Source organism: Plantactinospora sp. WMMB782 (genome assembly GCF_049179135.1).
In the GTDB taxonomy this organism is placed as follows: Bacteria; Actinomycetota; Actinomycetes; order Mycobacteriales; family Micromonosporaceae; genus Plantactinospora.
Window position 1 is genome coordinate 5,305,459 of the sequence record NZ_JBMHMC010000007.1, and the last position, 17,061, is coordinate 5,322,519.

At 73.5% G+C, this 17,061-nt stretch carries 16 protein-coding genes; 10 read left to right on the forward strand and 6 right to left on the reverse strand.

The features are described from left to right. The first annotated feature begins 232 nt into the window (after nt 1-232). The 3 genes from ACN28A_RS25960 (at nt 233) to ACN28A_RS25970 (ending at nt 3,206) form a co-directional block, all read left to right on the forward strand. Nucleotides 233-1,471 (forward strand): hypothetical protein, encoded by a 1,239-nt coding sequence (locus ACN28A_RS25960; protein ID WP_421399051.1) that lies wholly within the window; start codon nt 233-235, stop codon nt 1,469-1,471. Between the two features lie 194 nt (nt 1,472-1,665). Continuing rightward, the gene (locus ACN28A_RS25965; protein ID WP_421399053.1) at nt 1,666-2,118 is read left to right on the forward strand and encodes a hypothetical protein; all 453 of its coding nucleotides are present in this window, start codon (nt 1,666-1,668) and stop codon (nt 2,116-2,118) included. Next, on the forward strand, nt 2,115-3,206 hold the full coding sequence (locus tag ACN28A_RS25970; RefSeq protein WP_421399055.1) for a saccharopine dehydrogenase family protein: 1,092 nt from the start codon (nt 2,115-2,117) through the stop codon (nt 3,204-3,206). Before ACN28A_RS25965 ends, ACN28A_RS25970 begins: the two co-directional genes overlap by 4 nt. Before the next feature lie 273 nt (nt 3,207-3,479). Here ACN28A_RS25970 and ACN28A_RS25975 read toward each other — a convergent pair whose 3' ends face one another. Next, on the reverse strand, nt 3,480-3,848 hold the full coding sequence (locus ACN28A_RS25975) for an STAS domain-containing protein (protein ID WP_421399058.1): 369 nt from the start codon (nt 3,846-3,848) through the stop codon (nt 3,480-3,482). A gap of 183 nt (nt 3,849-4,031) precedes the next feature. On the opposite strand from ACN28A_RS25975, the gene ACN28A_RS25980 reads away from it, so the two are divergent. From ACN28A_RS25980 to ACN28A_RS26000, 5 genes are all read left to right on the forward strand, one after another. Next, nucleotides 4,032-5,717 (forward strand): PP2C family protein-serine/threonine phosphatase, encoded by a 1,686-nt coding sequence (locus tag ACN28A_RS25980; RefSeq protein ID WP_421399061.1) that lies wholly within the window; start codon nt 4,032-4,034, stop codon nt 5,715-5,717. Continuing rightward, complete coding sequence (locus ACN28A_RS25985) at nt 5,714-6,727, forward strand: cobalamin B12-binding domain-containing protein (RefSeq protein ID WP_421399064.1); 1,014 nt, start codon at nt 5,714-5,716, stop codon at nt 6,725-6,727. Before ACN28A_RS25980 ends, ACN28A_RS25985 begins: the two co-directional genes overlap by 4 nt. A 238-nt stretch (nt 6,728-6,965) precedes the next feature. Further along, the gene (locus ACN28A_RS25990) at nt 6,966-7,673 is read left to right on the forward strand and encodes a ThuA domain-containing protein (protein ID WP_421399066.1); all 708 of its coding nucleotides are present in this window, start codon (nt 6,966-6,968) and stop codon (nt 7,671-7,673) included. Further along, nucleotides 7,646-8,761 (forward strand): Gfo/Idh/MocA family protein, encoded by a 1,116-nt coding sequence (locus tag ACN28A_RS25995; RefSeq protein WP_421399068.1) that lies wholly within the window; start codon nt 7,646-7,648, stop codon nt 8,759-8,761. Before ACN28A_RS25990 ends, ACN28A_RS25995 begins: the two co-directional genes overlap by 28 nt. Nucleotides 8,762-8,968: 207 nt before the next feature. Further along, nucleotides 8,969-10,168, forward strand: coding sequence for an RNA ligase RtcB family protein (locus tag ACN28A_RS26000; RefSeq protein WP_421399071.1), 1,200 nt, complete (start codon nt 8,969-8,971; stop codon nt 10,166-10,168). 62 nt (nt 10,169-10,230) lie between these two features. Here ACN28A_RS26000 and ACN28A_RS26005 read toward each other — a convergent pair whose 3' ends face one another. Continuing rightward, entirely contained in the window at nt 10,231-10,584 is a 354-nt protein-coding gene (locus ACN28A_RS26005; RefSeq protein ID WP_421399073.1) for an MmcQ/YjbR family DNA-binding protein, read from the reverse strand. A 434-nt stretch (nt 10,585-11,018) separates the two neighbouring features. On the opposite strand from ACN28A_RS26005, the gene ACN28A_RS26010 reads away from it, so the two are divergent. Continuing rightward, a complete protein-coding gene (locus tag ACN28A_RS26010; protein WP_421399075.1) occupies nt 11,019-11,873 on the forward strand; it encodes a helix-turn-helix domain-containing protein in 855 nt (284 codons plus the stop codon). Nucleotides 11,874-11,972: 99 nt separating this feature from the next. Continuing rightward, entirely contained in the window at nt 11,973-13,196 is a 1,224-nt protein-coding gene (locus ACN28A_RS26015; RefSeq protein WP_421399076.1) for an acyltransferase family protein, read from the forward strand. Here ACN28A_RS26015 and ACN28A_RS26020 read toward each other — a convergent pair. Genes ACN28A_RS26020 through ACN28A_RS26035 form a run of 4 tightly spaced genes read right to left on the reverse strand, consistent with a single transcriptional unit; the run spans nt 13,096 to nt 16,961 of the window. Then, on the reverse strand, nt 13,096-13,794 hold the full coding sequence (locus ACN28A_RS26020) for a GerMN domain-containing protein (protein WP_421399078.1): 699 nt from the start codon (nt 13,792-13,794) through the stop codon (nt 13,096-13,098). The two genes, ACN28A_RS26015 and ACN28A_RS26020, sit on opposite strands and share 101 nt — an antisense overlap. After that, nucleotides 13,791-15,362, reverse strand: coding sequence for an ATP-binding protein (locus tag ACN28A_RS26025; RefSeq protein ID WP_421399079.1), 1,572 nt, complete (start codon nt 15,360-15,362; stop codon nt 13,791-13,793). The genes ACN28A_RS26020 and ACN28A_RS26025 overlap by 4 nt, the downstream gene beginning before the upstream one ends. Next, the gene (locus tag ACN28A_RS26030) at nt 15,359-16,051 is read right to left on the reverse strand and encodes a response regulator (RefSeq protein WP_421399082.1); all 693 of its coding nucleotides are present in this window, start codon (nt 16,049-16,051) and stop codon (nt 15,359-15,361) included. Before ACN28A_RS26030 ends, ACN28A_RS26025 begins: the two co-directional genes overlap by 4 nt. 40 nt (nt 16,052-16,091) lie before the next feature. Beyond that, on the reverse strand, nt 16,092-16,961 hold the full coding sequence (locus ACN28A_RS26035; RefSeq protein WP_421399084.1) for a phosphatase PAP2 family protein: 870 nt from the start codon (nt 16,959-16,961) through the stop codon (nt 16,092-16,094). Between the last annotated feature and the right edge of the window lie 100 nt (nt 16,962-17,061).

Below are 17,061 nucleotides of genomic sequence, written 5' to 3' on the forward strand. Positions count from 1 at the left end.
GGGAAAGAGGCGTCGGGAACCCGAGGTAAGTGTGTGTTCCGCGACCGTCGGAAAGCACTACGGCTGCCCCGCCTCTCGAAGGCGGGGCTCTCCCTACCCGGACGCCCTCGGCGCCGGCCGTGTCCAACGGTGTCCAACGGCGTCCAGCCGGCCCGCTCGGCCGATGCCGCCCGGCCTACCTTTCAGGCAACGGGAATGTCGTGTGTGTACCCGAGCCAGGGAGGATCCGACGATGAGATCGAGAGCCGGCATGGCAGTGGCCGCCGCGGTGGTGCTGGGGTTGGTCTCTGCGTCCGGGCAGCCGGTGCCGGCCTTCGCCGGGCCGGCCGCGCCGCAGCAGCCGGATCCGGTCGGGGTGACCCGGCAGGACGAGACGCAGGCGCTGGCGGCGGACCTCGCGACGCTGGCGGAGGACCGCGGGTGGACGTCGGCCCAGGTGCGTGCCCGGCACGAGCTGGCCGAGAAGGTACGCCCACTGCACCGTACGCTCGCGGAACGGCTGCCGGAGACGTACGTCGGCGGGGTGCTGCCCGAGCGGCCGGGCGAGGCGCCGACGTTCCTCGTCAAGGGCGTGGCGCCGGAGTTCGTCCGTACCCTGGTGGCCGCCTCCGGGCTGCCGATCCGGATCGTCGACCGGCAGCCGTACTCGGCCGGGGAGCTGGCCGACCGGTCCAGGGCGGTGCACGGGCAGCTGAAGGCGATGGGCTACACGTCGGTCACCACCGCCGCCGACATCACCTCCGGGCAGGTCCGGGCGACCGTCACGGCGAAACCCGGCACCGCGCTCCGGGGCGTGGCGAGCACGTCCGCGTCGATCAGTGCGGCGCTGCCCGCGTCGTTGCGGGCCGGGCTCGATCTCGACGTGGTCGAGGGACCGGCCAACCAGCGGCACACCAGCCTGTTCGGCGGGATGCCCACCACCCGTCCCGGCGCCGGACTGCTCTGCACCACCGGTTTCTCGGTGAGTCCGGGCGGCTTCGTCGGGGTCACCACCGCCGCGCACTGCAACAACAGCCAGGCCGTGCACAACGGCGCCCGGCATCCGCTGAACCTCTTCGACGAGCATCTCGGCGACTTCGGCGACGTGGAGTGGTCGACCTCCGACGTTCCGGTGACGGACGACTTCGTCGCCGGGTCGACGGAGACCCGGAACGTCACCGGGGTACGGCGGCTGGCCGACATGTTGATCGGTGACCAGGCGTGCGTGTTCGGCCAGAGCACGGGCCTGCGGCGCTGCTCGTTCATCGCCGACCTGGACGTGTCGATCACCGACCGGCGGGGCACCTCGCACCGGCAGGTGGCGGTGCGGGACAACATCACCCAGGTCGGCGACAGCGGCGGCCCCTGGTTCGTCGGCACGGTGGCGTACGGCACGCACGTGGGCAACGCCCAGGTGAACGGGGCGACGGTCTCCGCGTTCAGCGTCGCCGACCTGTTCGACGAGGCCCTCGGCGTGCGGGTGATGCGCTAGGAACCGGTCCGGGGGCGGTGCGGCCGGGGTGTCGGGTGAGGGGGCCCGACACCCCGGCGCGGTCTGTCGGAGACCGCACTCTGTCGATCCGTGCACGTAGCTATGTTCCCTAGACATGGCTGCTCTCCCAGATATGCATTGGTCGTGTCCTCGACCGGTACCCAGACTGGGGACGGACGAAGGAGAGCGGATCAATGACGAATCAACCGGTACGGCGTCCCGAAGTGACCGCGACGCTGCTCACCGCGCTGTGGGCGGTCACCGTCGCGCACCACGTCTACGGCGGCGTCGCCTTCGGCACACCGGCGCGCACGGTCCTGGCGATCGTCTTCACCGCCGTCTTCGCCGGCACCGTCTGGCTCGGTCGGCTGGGTGCGCGGCGCCGGTGGGCGGCCCGGACGTACCCGGGCGTGCTGGTCGTCTTCTGGGTGCTGTGGCTCGGCTGCTACGAGGGCGGCTACAACCACACGCTCTACGTGCTGCTGCGCCAGACCGGCAGCGCCGACCTGGTGCAGCGGCTCTATCCGGCCGGCAGCGACGCGGTGATCTCCGACGACATCTTCTTCCAGGGCACCGGGATCCTGACCCTGCTGGTCGCGATCGCCCTGGGGCTGGCCCTGCTCCGCCGCCCCCGGCGGAAGACGTGAACCGGCGGCAGGGCCGCGACACCACCGGGCGCATCGTGGTGGTCGGCGGGTACGGTGCCGTCGGGCGGGTCACGGCGGAGGCGCTCGGGCAGTGGTTCCCGGACCGGGTGGTGGTGGCGGGCCGGGACCTCCGGCGGGCCCGGGAACTCGTCGCACGGGTCCCGACCGCGCTGCGCGCCGAAGCCGTCGACGTCGGGGTGCCGGACCAGGTGCACCGGATGCTGCGGGGGACCGGCCTGGTGGTGATGTGCGTCGAGCGCGGCAACGAGACCCTGGCCCAGGAGTGCCTGCGGCGCGGGATCCACTACCTCGACGTCAGCGCCTCCCGGCCGGTACTGGCGGGGATCGGCCGGCTCGATCCAGTCGCGACGGCCAGCGGCGCGACCGCCGCGCTGAGTGTCGGACTCGCTCCGGGGTTGACGAACGTGCTGGCCCGGTATTGCGTCGACCGGCTGCCGGACGCGCGGCGGGTGGAGATCGGCATTCTGCTGGGCGCCGCCGGGGACCACGGTCCCGACTCGGTCAGGTGGACCGTCGCCCAGCTCGGCCAGCCGGTCCGGCCGCCGCACGGCTTTCCGGTGCGTACCCGGGCCCCGCTGCCCGGGTTCGGTGACCGGAGCACCTACTGGTTCCCCTTCTCCGACCAGTACACCCTGGCCGGGACGCTCGGTGTGCCGGTCGCCACCAGGATCTGCTTCGACTCGCCCGCACTGACCGGCCTGGTCTTCGCGCTCCGGTCAGCGGGCCTCTTCGCCCTGCTCGGGCGGCTCGGAGCGGAGCCGCTACTCAGCACCGCCCTGTCCCGGCTGCACACCGGCAGCGACCGGTTCGCGCTGCACGTCACGGCCACCGACGCCGACGGCCGGCGGGTCTGCTGCGCCGCGACCGGACGGCAGGAGTGCCGGGCCACCGGAATCGTCGCGGCCTACGTCGCCCGCCGGATCTTCCTCGGGGAGACCACACCGGGCGTACGCCACCTGGACCAGCTCGTCGACCCCTCGGCGTTCCTCGCCGAGCTGCCGACGGGACAGCTCACCCTGCACCTGAACGGCGGGTCGCCGGCCGCGCGGCCGAGGGGCGGCCGGTAGGAGCCCTGCACCGCCGCCGCCGGGCGGGTCCGGGCCGGTACGCGACCGGTGGCGAGCGACGGTACTCGTTCGCGAGACTGTCGAGCTGCCCCGCTGGTGCTCCCGGAGCGGTACTGACCTGATGTCGGAATTGTCGCACCCCGCCTGTGCGCCCAGCTCTACAGTCTGCGCTGCCGGGTGGCCCGGCGGCGCGAGGCGGCCGGCCGGTCAGGCGGCCAGCCAGCCGGTCAGGGCGAGGTGGTCGGCCGGTCAGACGGTCAGGCGGCGGGACGGTCAGGCGGTCGCGGCCGCGTCCGTGACCTCGGGGCGCTCGGCGGCGCGGTCCATCAGTTCGGTGAGGCCGGTGATGTCCAGGGTCGACGACAGGAACGGCGGGATCGAGCGCACCGTGACCGGTATGCCCGACTCGCGACCACGGCTCCAGGCGTACACCAGCACGGCCAGGCCGGTGCTGTCGATGAAGGTCAGCCGTTCGACGTCGATGGTCAGGGTCGCCGGTCCGGCGTCCAGCGCCGAGGCCAGCGTGCCGCGCAGCAGTTCGGCGCAGGGGAAATCCAGATCGCCGCCGACCTCCACGACGGCGTGTTCGCCCTGGTTGAGGTCGATCATCAGCGGAAACGGCGCGGGTCTCGTCTGATCCAACTCGTCACCTCCCACGTCGTCGAACCCGGCTTCAACTGTAGGGCACCGTCCGTCGCGCTGCCCGCCGGGACGACGCCGGCTCGCCGCACAGGTCCGGGCCGGGTCGGCCGATAAATGCCGGATGACAACTAACCGCGTAGGGTGGGGGTACGCAGGGCAGACGGTCAGGAGCACTCCACCCACGTGAACACCGCCAATCTCGCCGGTTGGGAGTCGGGCGGTCGCCAGGTTTCCCGGGCGACGCCGGACGGGTTGGGCGCGAAACCGATGCCCCCACCCTCCGTGTCGACTCCTTCGACTTTCGGTGACGAAGTCGTCGACAACTTCCGGGAGGGCGTGGTGGTGTGCGACGCCTCCGGAGTCGTCCTCGGGATCAGCGAGCCCGCCGCCGCGCTGCTGCCCGGACTCGTGCTGGGCCGCACGTTCGCCGGCTGTGGCGTACCGCCGCTGGTCGTCGGCGAGCAGACCCTCACCGATCGGCGGGTGCGGTGCCGACAGGTGAACGTCAGCATCGGCGGGATGGCGAGCACCGTCTTCTACGTCGAGGACGTGACCGACGCCGTCGCCCGCTCCGACGCGCTGCTGGCCGAGCGGGGGCGGGCCAGGTTCCTGGAGACCGCCAGTCAACTGCTGGGCAACCCGCTGCACGAGGACCGGGCGGCCCGGGCCGCCGCCCGGCTGGCCGTACCCCGGCTCGGTGACGTCGCGGTCGTGGTGCTGACGCCGCGCCGCGGCCGGGCCCGGTGGTGGCGGGCGGTGCTGGCCGACGACGGCGAGCGGCACACGGTCGACGGCGGCCTGCTCACCGCCGGTCAACTGCCGCCCGCCGTCGAGGAGGCGTGGCAGGGCGGCGAGCCGTCCGAGGCCGACTGGCTGGCCGACCAGCTCGCCGACGTGGGCTGGCTCGGCGGCCGCGACCCAGCGGCGGTGTCGGTCCGGGTGCTGCCGTTACCGGGCCGGGTCGCACCGACCGGGGCCCTGCTGGTGGTACGCGACCGTGCCGAGCCCGACGGTCACGATCTCGAACTGCTGCGCGGCTTCGCGGGGCGGGCCGGCGCGGCACTCGACGCGGCGGTGCTCTACCACGACCAGGCCGAGGTCGCCGACACGCTCCAGGCGAGCCTCGCCCCGGTGGACCCGCCACCCGTGTCGGGCGTGCAGTGGGGTGCGGCCTACCGGCCCGCGCAGAGTTCGCTGCGGATCGGCGGCGACTTCTACGGCGCGCACGCCCAGCCCGACGGCGGCGCCCTCTTCTTCCTCGGCGACGTCTCCGGCAAGGGCGTCGACGCGGCGGTCTTCACCGGGCAGATCCGCCAGGGCATCCAGGCGCTGCGCCGGATCGAGTCCGACCCCGCGCGGCTGATGTCGCTGCTCAACGCCTCGGTACTGGAGACCAGCCGGGCGCACGGCAACGGCCGGTTCGCCACAATGGTGCTCGGCCGCGCCCACCCCGCGCCCTCCGGCGGTCTCTCGCTGACCCTGGCCAGCGGCGGCCACCTGCCACCGCTGGTGCTGCGCGCCGACGGCACTGTCGAAACCGTCGAACTGCGCGGCATGCTAGTCGGCGTGGTCCCCGACCCGCGGATCGCCTCGCTCCCGGTGCAGCTCGGCCAGGGCGAGACCTGCCTGCTGGTCAGCGACGGTGTGACCGAGGCGCGCGGCGGGATCCGGGGCGAGCAGTTCGGCATGAGCCGGCTGGTCGAGGCGCTGCGCGGCTGCCACCGGATGCCGGCACCCGCCCTGGCGGAGCGGGTCGAACAGGTGGTCAGCGACTGGCTCGGCGGGCGCAACCACGACGACATCGCGGTCTTCGCCGTCCGGGCGGTACCGCCCGGCACGCCGTCCCGGCACCTGCGGGTGGTCCCGTGACCGCCGTACTCGGTCGGCCGCTGGAGAACGCCTACCCGGCGTACCTGCGCTGCCTCGACGAGGCCGACGAGCACGGTGCGATCGACCTGGCGCTGGATCTGCTCACCGACGGTGTCGACCCGCAGGACGTGCTGCTCTCGCTCGTCGCACCGGCACAGGCGCAGGTCGGCGAGTGGTGGCAGCGCAACGAGTGGAGCGTGGCCCAGGAACACGCCGCCACCCACGTCAGCGAACGGGTGATCGCGGCGGTCTCCGCGACGGTACGCCGGCAGCCGCACCGGGACCGGGTGGTGGTCGCCTGCATGGACGGCGAATGGCACGCGCTCCCGGCCCGGCTGGTCGCCGAGGTGCTCCGCCTGGACGGCTGGGACGTGACCTTCCTCGGCGCCAGCGTCCCGGCCGCGCACCTCGTCTCCTACCTGCACCGGCACGATCCCAGGGCGGTGGCGATCGGTTGCTCGCTGCCGATGCGGCTGCCGCACGCCGCCCGGTTCGTCCAGGCGTGCCGGCGCGCGGACGTACCGGTGCTGGTCGGCGGCCGGGGGTTCGGCTCGGACGGCCGGTGGGCGGCCCGACTCGGCGTACCGTGGGTCCGCGACGCCCGGGGCGCGTCGACCGCGCTCGCCGAGGTCACCCTGCCGGCCTGGGGCGCGGCCCCGACCGTCGAGGTCGACGACACCGAGTACGCCGGACTGGTCGCCGCCCGGGTAGAGCTGATCGACCTCTGTGTCGCCGGCATCCCGGACACCGCCCGGTACACCCCGACCCAGCTCGACGCGACCGTCGCCGACCTCGGCTACATCGTGGACACTCTCGCCGCCGCCGTGTACGTCGACGACGCCACGCTCTTCGCCGAGTTCGCCGTCTGGCTCGGTGAGGTGCTGGCCAGCCGGAACGTGCCGCTGCGTACCGTCGACAACGCCTTCGACCTGATGGCCGGGCGGCTGCGCGACTTCCCGCGCGCACTGCGTATCCTGCGCTCCACCCGACTGACCACGGACGCCTCCTGAGCACGGACGGCTCCGGACCGGGACACCGGCCGCCGACCCGTCGGTCGGCCGCCGGAGCACGACTGCCGGGCCGCGACTGCCGAAGCGCGACAAAGGGCCTGGACCACCGTGACCTCCGGCAGTCGGGCGGGTTACGGTTTCAATGATCGACAGGGTCGGGCGTCGGCGGCACGCCGCCGCGAAGGCGGTACCGGTCTGCCCCGCGGCGACGGGTCGGACAACGGAAGAGGGAGTGAGCGTGGCGCAGCGCAGGGCACTTGTGGTTCGCGGCGGCTGGGAGGGACACCAGCCCGTCCCGGCGACGGAGTTGTTCATTCCGTTCCTCGAACGCAACGGCTACGCGGTCCGGGTCGAGGAGTCGACGGAGGTCTACGCCGACGCCGCCGAGCTGGCCGCGACCGACCTCGTCGTGCAGTGCGTGACGATGTGGGAGATCACCCGTGAGCAGCTGGCAGGGCTCACCGCCGCCGTCGTCGCGGGCACCGGCTTCACCGGCTGGCACGGCGGCATCGCGGACTCGTTCCGGGCCTCCTCGGACTATCTGCACCTGGTGGGCGGCCAGTTCGCGACCCACCCGGGCAAGGAGCCGTGCGAGCGGCACGGCGGCGAGGAGGACAACTTCCTGCCGCACACGGTGCACATCACCCAGCAGGGCCGGGAACATCCGATCACCGCCGGGATCGAGGACTTCGAGCTGGTCACCGAGCAGTACTGGGTGTTGCACGACGACCTGAACGACGTACTGGCCACCACCACCCACCCGACCCAGCCGTGGCACCCGTGGCACCGGCCGGTCACCTGCCCGGCGATCTGGACCCGGCTCTGGGGCGCCGGACGGATCGTCGTGACGACCCCGGGACACAGCCTCGACGTGCTGGAGCACCCGAACGTGCGTACCGTCATCGAGAGGGGAATGTTGTGGGCGACCCGCACGGCGTCGGCATAGTAGGTCTCGGGGTCATCTCCCGGGCGTACCTGGAGACGCTCGCCGACCATCCCGAGCTGCGGATCGCCGCGGTCGCCGACCTCGACCCCGCCCGGTCGGCGGCGGTCGCCGCCGAACTGCCCGGCACCGAGGCGGTGAGCGTCGAGCGGCTGCTCGACCATCCCGACGTGCGGACGGTGCTGAACCTGACGATCCCGGCGGCGCACGCCGAGATCTCGCTCGCCGCGATCGACGCCGGCCGGAACGTGTACGTCGAGAAGCCGCTCGGCGTCACCTTCCCGGAGGGCCGCTCGATCGTCGACCGGGCCACCTCGGCCGGCGTCCGCCTCGGCTGCGCGCCGGACACCGTGCTGGGCACCGGCATCCAGACCGCCCGCGCGGTGATCGACGAGGGCCTTCTCGGGCGCCCGCTCTCCGCCCTGGCCGTGATGGTCACCCCGGGGCACGAGCGCTGGCATCCGGACCCGGACTTCTACTACGCCCCCGGCGGCGGTCCACTGCTGGACATGGGGCCGTACTACATCTCCGCCCTCGTCCACCTGCTCGGGCCGGTACGCGCGGTGGTCGGCGCCGCCGCCCGGCTGCGCACCGAACGGGTCATCCGGACCGGTCCGCGCAGCGGCCAGCCGATCCCGGTGCGGGTGGACAGCCACGTCTCCGGGGTACTCGAACACACCGGCGGTGCCCTCTCCACCATCACGACGAGTTTCGACGGCGTCGCGACGACGGCCGCGCCGATCGAGGTGCACGGCGAGGACGCCAGCCTCGCCGTGCCGGACCCGAACCGGTTCGACGGCCAGGTGCGGATCCTGCCGCTGGACGGACGGTGGGATCCGGTGCCGGCTCGGGCGGGCTACGCCGACGCCTCCCGGGGGGTGGGCCTGGTCGACCAGATCAGGGCCGATCCGCAGCGTCCACCACGGGCCGGTGGCGAGTTCGCGCTGCACGTGCTCGAGGTGATGACCGCGCTGCTCCACTCGGCCGAGGAGGGACGGCGGATCGAGCTGACCAGCACCGTGCAGCGGCCCGCCCCGGTCCCGTACACCGGGGTCGAGGAGTGGAAGGGGGCGCGGGCGGCGGCGAGCTGAGCCGGGGCGACGGCGGCAGCACGGGGCGCATCCGGTGCGCCGGGTGGAATTCGGTTGCCGTACGCGCCGGGCTGCCGCAGGGTTACGGACATGACGTACTGACCGGCTCCGCCCCAGTCGAGCCCGCACCGCAGCAGCGCCGTCGCGCGCCGGTGGCAGGGCCGTAGTGCCGTGAAGTCCGTACCCCCTCTCCAGGAGTGAGTCTCCTTGTCGCAGCAGACGTCCCGGCCCGAGTCCGTTCCGGACACCGGGCCCGCCGCCGTCACCGTCTTCGCCTCCGCCCGCAGTTGGATCGAGTCCGACGCCGTCGACCAGTGTCACCAGGTGGCCGCCCTGGACGGCATGGTCTCGGTCGCCGGCATGCCGGACCTGCACCCCGGCAAGGGCGCCCCGATCGGCGCCGCCATGACCTCGACCGTGCTGTACCCGTTCCTGGTCGGCTCCGACATCGGCTGCGGCATCGCGGTCTTCCCGGTCGACCTGAAGCGGGTCGTACCCGAGCAGCTCGCCCGCCGCTTCCCGGACCTCGACGTCGCCCTGGACCCGGAGCGGGACGCCGACGACCCGGCCTGGGGCGTGCTGGACGGCGGGATCCCGGCCGGCCATCTCGACGGGCTCGGGACGGTGGGCCGGGGCAACCACTTCGTCGAACTGGCCCGGATCTCCACCGTCCTCGACCCGGGCCACACCGACCGGCTCGGGCTCGCCGCCGACGACCTGGTGCTGATCGTGCACAGCGGCTCCCGGGGGCTGGGCGAGCGGATCCTGCGGGAACACACCGAGCGGTACGGTGCCGGACCGGCCGCCGATCCGGCCGACTACCTGCGGCGGCACGACGAAGCCGTCCGCTGGGGATCGCTCAACCGCCGGCTGCTGGCCGCCCGGGTGCTGCACGCGCTGGGCGCCGGCCCGGCCGAGCCGATCGTCGACGAGTGCCACAACCTCGTCGAGTGCCGCGACGGGACGTACCTGCACCGCAAGGGTGCCGCCCCGGGCGACGGCCGGGACGTGCTGATCGCCGGCACCCGGGGCACCTGCTCCTATCTGGTGGCCGCGCACGCCGGCCCGCGGGCCAACTTCTCGGTCGCGCACGGTGCCGGCCGGAAGATGTCCCGGGCCGACGCGCTGCGCCGGGGGCGGGTGAAGCACACCGTCGAGGAGCTGCGGCGTACCCCGGTGGGCTCGCTCGTGGTCTGCGGGGACCGGCAGCTGCTCTTCGAGGAGGCGCCGACGGCGTACAAGCGGATCGAGCAGGTGATCGCGGACCTGGTCGCGCACGGGCTGGCCACCCCGGCCGCCACGACGGTGCCGGTGGTGACCTACAAGACCGCCGACCGGGGCGGCCCGGCCCGGGCCGCCGGGCGGCGGGAGCGCCCGGAGCGCCGCCTGGGCCGGGGACGATGGTGAGCATGGTCGACACCGAGCGGCGGTTCAGCCAGAACCCTGATCCGGGTCCCGGGCCGGGCCCATCACCTCGGGGTCGGGACGTGCGGGTGCGCGTCGACGAGTTCCTCCGGCGCGGAGAGGGACCACGCCTCGTAGACCAGTTCGGCGAGTTCGTCGAGGTCGATCCGGGGCAGGTGCACGACGACCCAGCCGAAGCCGCCGGCGGTGAACTGCACCTCGAAGACGTCCGGCCGCTCGGCGACCAGCGCCGCCTGTTCCGACAGCGTCTGCTTCAGCCCGACCGTGCTGGTGCGCGGCCAGTGGTAGCCGAAGCGGACGCCCCGGACGCTGAACGAGGTGTAGTCCCGCGCCTGGGCGTGCTCGACCTCGGCCAGCCTCGCCACCATCCGCAGGAACTGCGCGCCCGGTACCCCCACGCCGGACATTCTGGCCTACCGCCGGAGCCCCGGGACACGGCCGTCCCGGACACGGTGCTGTGCCTCGTCGAGAGACCCGACCGCGGCTACCCGGTCGCACTCGTCGAGTCCGCGCACGCCGGTGGCAAGATCGTGCCTACTGTGTAACCGTGTGTGACCGGCCCGCCGGGTGCCGGCCACCTGCTCGGACAAATTTTGATCGCGTCGTCCGACGGCGGTGGCCGGCGATTGCCCAGGCCCGCAGCGGCTGTGGCCTGCGGAAGATCGCCTGGACGCGCCCGTGACCCGGGTCCGGGATCGTCGCTGCGGTCATCGCCGAGGGTGTCCGGGCGGTAGCTCCGATCAAGAGCGAATGGCATGCTTGTCGTCGGGAAGCAACCCGGAGGTGTGGGGTGAGCGGATCAGGACAGCAGGACGGAGCCGGTGACGGTCCGATGGCCGTACGGATCCTGGTGGGAGCCCAACTACGACGACTGCGCGAAGAACGGGGACTGACCAGGGCGGAAGCGGCCGAGCCTATCCGCGCCTCGGAGTCGAAGATCAGCCGGATGGAGCTGGGCAGGGTCGGCTTCAAGGAGCGTGACGTACTCGACCTGCTGTCCCTCTACGGCGTACACGACGAGCGGGAGCGGGCGACGCTGCTGGAGCGGGTACGCGAGGCCAACACGTCGAGCTGGTGGCATCCGTACAGCGATGTCACGCCGAACTGGTTCCAACGTTATCTGGGGCTGGAGGCGACCGCGGCGCTGATCCGGACCTACGAGGTCCAGTTCGTTCCGGGGCTGCTCCAGACCGAGGACTACGCCCGCGCGGTGGTACGCCTCGGCCACGGCTCGGCCCGGGACGACGAGGTCGCCCGCCGGGTGAGCCTGCGCATCCAGCGGCAGCAGGTGCTCAGCCGCCCGGATCCGCCCCTGCTCTGGGCGGTGGTGGACGAGGCCGCGTTGCGCCGCCCGGTCGGCGGGGCGCAGGTGATGCGGGACCAGCTCGAAGCGTTGATCACCATCGTCACCAAGATGCCGAACGTCAAGCTCCAGGTGATCCCGCTCGCCGCCGGTGGGCACGCCGCGGCCGGTGGCGCCTTCACCATCCTGCGTTTCCCGCAGCAGGAGCTGGCCGACCTCGTCTACATCGAACAGTTGACAAGCGCGCTCTACCTCGACAAGCGGGAGGACGTCGACCGCTACTTCGAGGCGGTGAACCGGCTCTTCGTCGAGGCCGCACCGATCAAGGAGACCTTCCAGATCCTGGACCGGATCATCCGCGACCTCGGCGAGACGCCCCGCTGACCCGAGCGCCCCGGCCCGGTCTCGCGGGCCGGGGCGTTGTTACCCGGCGGTGACGGTAGCCGGACCGCCTCCGGACATCGCGCTGGCACCTTCGCTCGGGTGACTTCCGAGCCGTACCCGACGACCCGACCAGGCACCCTGCCGGCGACTCCGGCGACTCCGGCGTCCCGGGAGCGCTGGGCCGACGTCGCAAAGGGCGCCTGCATCGTCCTCGTGGTGCTCTGGCACGTCATCGTCAAGCACTACCTGCGGATCGAGTGGCATCTCGGGATACCGCTGCCGGGCGCGTGGGGCATGCTGGGCGAACAGTTGCTGCCGCTGCGGATGCCGCTCTTCTTCGCCATCTCCGGGCTCTTCGCCGCGAACGCCCTCGACCGGCCCTGGCGGCAGGTCGGCCGGTCACGGATCGTCCGCTTCCTCTACCTGTACGCCGGTTGGCTGGCGATCCACACCGCGCTGCTCGCCGCCGCACCGGATTTCCCGACCGACCGGGCCAACTCGGTCGGCGACCTGGTGGCCGAACTCACCGTCACCCCGTCCAACCTCTGGTACCTCTACGCCCTCGCGCTCTACTTCGCGGTGGCCAAGGCCGCCCGGCGGATTCCCGCGCCGGTGCTGCTCGCCGTCTCGGCCGGTCTCTCCGCCGCCGCCGCGGCCGGACTGATCGCCACGCCGGGCAACCGGGGCGGGGTCTACCAGAACCTGGTGTTCTTCCTCGGCGGCCTGCACCTGCGGCCGTACCTGTCCCGCTGGGTGGCGACGGCGACCCGGCGTCGCCTGCTGCTCGGCGCCGCCGGGTACCTGGCCGCGCTGGTCGGCATGACCTGGGCCGGCGCGGCGACCTGGCCAGGGGTGTGGCTGCTGGTCTCGGTCGCGGCGGTGGCCTTCGGCCTCACCGCCGCCGCCCGGGTGGCCCGGTGGCGGCGCGTCGGCGGCCCGCTCGCCGCCCTCGGCCGGCGGACCCTGCCGGTGTACGTCATGCACCTGCCGCTGCTGGCGCTCGCCGACCGGGTACTGCTCGGCCCGCTCTCCGGGCTGGGCCGGTCCGGGCAACTGGCGGTGGCGCTGGGCTATCCGGTGTTGCTCACCGCGGCCCTGCTCGCCGTCACCCTGGCCCTGCACCGGGGACTCCTGGCGCTGCGGGCCGGCTGGCTGTTCGAGCTGCCGGCGGCGCGTCCGGTCGGTCGCCGCCGCGGGCGCCACCGGGCGGGGGAGGACGCGGCTATGCCCCCGGCCCTGCCGGCCGCGCGGTCTCCAGCCCGCCCGGGCACTCCGGCGGGTTCCCCTGCGGTGCCCGGCGCCCGTCCGGGCCGCTCAGGATGACCAGGTCGGTGCGGTCCGCCGGCCCGGCGCCCGGGAGGGCGTACAGGACCGTGCAGACGATCTGGTCGACCGCCGGGGCCGACAACGCGGTCACGTCGGTGTCGAGCCGCACCGTCGTGCCCGAGGGGTCGGAGGTGGTGGCCGCGGCCAGCCCGGTGTCGGCGGGGATCTCGGTGCGGTAGCCCTGCTCCTGTTCCGTCCGGTCCGGGCCGGCGAGCAGCAGCGCCAGCACGTCGTCGACCGTTCCCGGCGGCGTCGCCGGTCGCAGCAGCAGCGTGATCCGGTGCTCCACCACGAAGAAGAGCCCGATCCCATGGTCCGGCACGGACGGCGCGGGCCCGCCGGTGATGACGCCGGTCGGCCGTACGCCGCACCCGGCGAGGATCGCCAGCAGCGCGATGCCGGCGACGGCCGACCGCCGCCGGGTGCCGGCGGTGGTCGAGTGCCACCGGGCGCCGGCGGTGGTCGAGTGCTGCCGGGTGCCGGCGGTGGTCGAGTGCTGCCGGGTGCCGGCGGTGGTCGAGTGCTGCCGGGTGCCGGCGGTGGTCGAGTGCTGCCGGGCGCCGGCGGCGGGCGACTGGCGCCGGATGCCGGTCACGGACGTCCCCCGTGGGGCGCGGGTCGGGTGTCGGACGCGGGTCGGCCGTCGGACGGCTGCGGCCGGTCGGTGCAGCGGCGCGGCAGGCGGAGGGTGAACACCGCCCCGCCGGCCGGGTCGTTTATGGCCAGCAGGCTGCCCCGGTGCGCACCGGCCCGGTGCAGTCGGGCGTTCTCCCGGGCGATGGCGAGGCCGAGACCGCTGCCCTCGGAGCGGCTCCGGGCACTGTCCGCCTTGTAGAACCGGTCGAAGACGCGTGGCGACACCAGCGGGTCCAGGCCCGGCCCACGGTCGGTGACGGACAGCACGATCCAGTCCGGCTCGCCGCGCAGCCGTACCGTCACGGGCGGAGCGCCGTGCCGCAGCGCGTTGCCGACCAGGTTCGCCAGGATCACGTCCAGCCGACGGGGGTCGAGTCGGGCCCGCGTGCCCGGTGACACGTCGGTCACCACCTGCCCGGTCCAGCCCCGGGCGCGCAGCGTCGCCTGTACCGCCGCCGCCACGTCGACCTCGTCCAGGGCGAGCGCCGCCGTGCCGTTGTCGAACCTGGACACCTCGATCAGGTCGTCGACCAGCCGGGTCAGGCTCTGGGTCTCCTGGCTGACGAGCCGGGCGGCCTGTCCGGCGTCGCCGGGCAGCCGGGGCGCCTCCTCCGCCAGCACGTCGGCGACGGCCGTCATCGCGGCCAGCGGCGTACGCAGCTCGTGCGAGACGTCGGCCACGAAGCGCCGGGCATCCGCCTCCATCCGGCGCAACTCGCCGACCTGCCGTTCCAGCCGCTCGGCGGTGTGGTTGAAGGTACGTGCGACCCCGGCGAGCTCGTCGGAGCCGGTCACGGCCAGCCGGGTGGTCAGGTCGCCGTCACCGAGCCGCCGGGCCGCCTCGCCGAGTTCCCGGACCGGCCGCAGCACGCCCCGGGCGGCGAGGAGCGCGAGCAGCACGGCGAGGGCCAGCGACAGCCCGCCGGTCAGCCATGCCGAGGTGGCGAGCCGGTCGATGCTGCGCTGCTCGGCCACCAGGCTGTGCAGGCGGTAGATCTCCAGTCCGGACGGTCGCGGCGTACCCCCGGACTGGTCGACAGTCAGTTGGGTGCCGATCACCAGGTACGGGTGGCCCTGCTCGGTCTGCCGCTGCCAGACGACCCGCCCGTCGCGTACCGCCGTCCGCAGCTCTGCCGGGACCATCGCCGACACCTCGTCGTGCCGGGAACTCCGACCCTGGTAGGCCGCGATCGCCGTGTCGTCGCGGTCGGACAGCTCGGCTCCGATCGCGTCCAGTTCCGCCTGGCCCGGCGGCAGGTTCCGGATCGGGGGGAGCTGGGCGATCTGTTCGGTCAACGTGACGACCGCCGCGTCCTGGGCCTGTCGCAGGATGACGTCCCGGGCCTGCACGTAGCTGGCCCCGGCCACCACCGCCGTGCTGGTCAGGCCGAGCGAGGCGAAGGCGAGCAGCAACCGGACCCGTAGGCCGGCCGTCCAGCGTGGCCGATCCGGCCGGGAGAGGGACGTCGGCCCGGTCGGCCGGCCGGCGCACCGGCCTGGCCGTACCACCTGTCGGGTGCGGGTCACAGCGGGCCGAACCGGTAGCCGAAGCCACGGACGGTCTGCACGTAGACCGGTGCGGCCGGGTCATCCTCTATCTTCGCCCGCAACCGCTGCACACAGGCGTCGACCAGCCGCGAGTCGCCGAGGTAGCCGTGCTCCCAGACCGCCTCCAGCAGTTGCTGCCGGCTCAGCACCCGGCCCGGCGTGCCGGAGAGTTCGAGGAGTAGCCGGAGTTCGGTCGGGGCGAGCGGGATCGGCACGCCGGCCTTGCTGACCACCAGCGCCGCCCGGTCGACGGTCAGCGCGCCGTACCGCCGGACCGTGGGTTCGGTGGCCGACCGCCGGGACTCGCCGCCGGTCCGCCGCAGCACCGCGCGGATCCGCGCTTCCAACACCCGGGGCTGGACCGGTTTGACCACGTAGTCGTCGGCGCCGGCCTCCAGGCCGGCCACCACGTCGATGTCGTCGTTCCGGGCGGTCAGCATGATGATCGGCAGATCACCGCCGGCCCGGATCCGGCGGCAGACCTCGAAGCCGTCCATCCCGGGCAGCATGAGGTCGAGTACGACGACGTCGGCGTCGTCGGTGCGCAGCCGGGCCAGCCCCTGCTCGCCGCTGGCCACGGCGTGTACGGCGTGGCCCTGGCGGGTCAGCGCCAGTTGGAGGCCGTCGCGCACGGTCTGATGGTCCTCGATCAACAGCACCCGAGACATGCCACCAACTATTGCATTCCATCCCAAGTCGCCCAGTCGATCATGAGTTGTGGTACCGATCGGCCCTGTCCTGCCGTGTTGTCCGGTTCCGCACCCGTTCCGGGCCGCCGAATTCCGTCGACCGCGCCAGCAGCAGGACGGCGGCGACGATCATGACGACGAGGGCGCAGGTAGCCGTGATCACGACGGGGAGCCCGCCGCCGACGCCGCCCGATCCGGGTTCCCGGGAAAGTGCTGCTTCCCCGACCAGCAACCCCAGCAGCGGCACACCGCCGAGCAGCCCGAGCAGCCCGAACAGCCCGGGCAGGCCGAACAACCCGAGCGGAACGGCGGCCGGAGCCGCGCCGGCATCCGGGCGGGGACGGGCCAGCACGGCGGCGACCAGGCAGCACAGCATCGTCGCCAGCAGCACGCCGCCGAGTACGTCGCTGAACCGGTGCCAACCCGCGATCATCGTGGCCGCGGCGACGACGCAGACCCCGGCCGTTCCCGGAACCGCGCACCACCAGCGGGCCGGGGCGGGCAGCACGAGCAGGACGGCGAGCAGCAGCGCCATCGCCGCTGCCACGTGGCCGCTGGGGAAGCTGTTGTGCGCCGTCGAGCTCGGCACGGCGAAGTCCGGCCGGAGGAGCAGCTGCTTGCCGAGTCCCGCACCGGTCACGGCGGCGCCGACCAGACAGACCCCGGCCGCCCCGGCCCAGGCCCGCCGGCCCAGCACACCCAGCAGCAGTACTCCGCCGAGCAGCAGACCCAGTACGGCCGGGTCCCCGAACCAGGCCAGCACGGTACGCGCGGGCTCGACCAGGTCGGTCGGCTGCTCGTAACCGCCGCCGCGCTCGGCCCGGGGCAACAGCCACCCGTCGAGCCGCTGCCCGGCGGGAGTGCCGACGAAGCCGACCGCGGTGAGCACGAACGCGAGCAGGCACCCGAGCGCGGCAGCGCGCAGCCGACGGCCCGGCGGCGGACCGTCGGATCGTCGCGGACCGTCAGGTCGTTCCGATGTCGGCCCG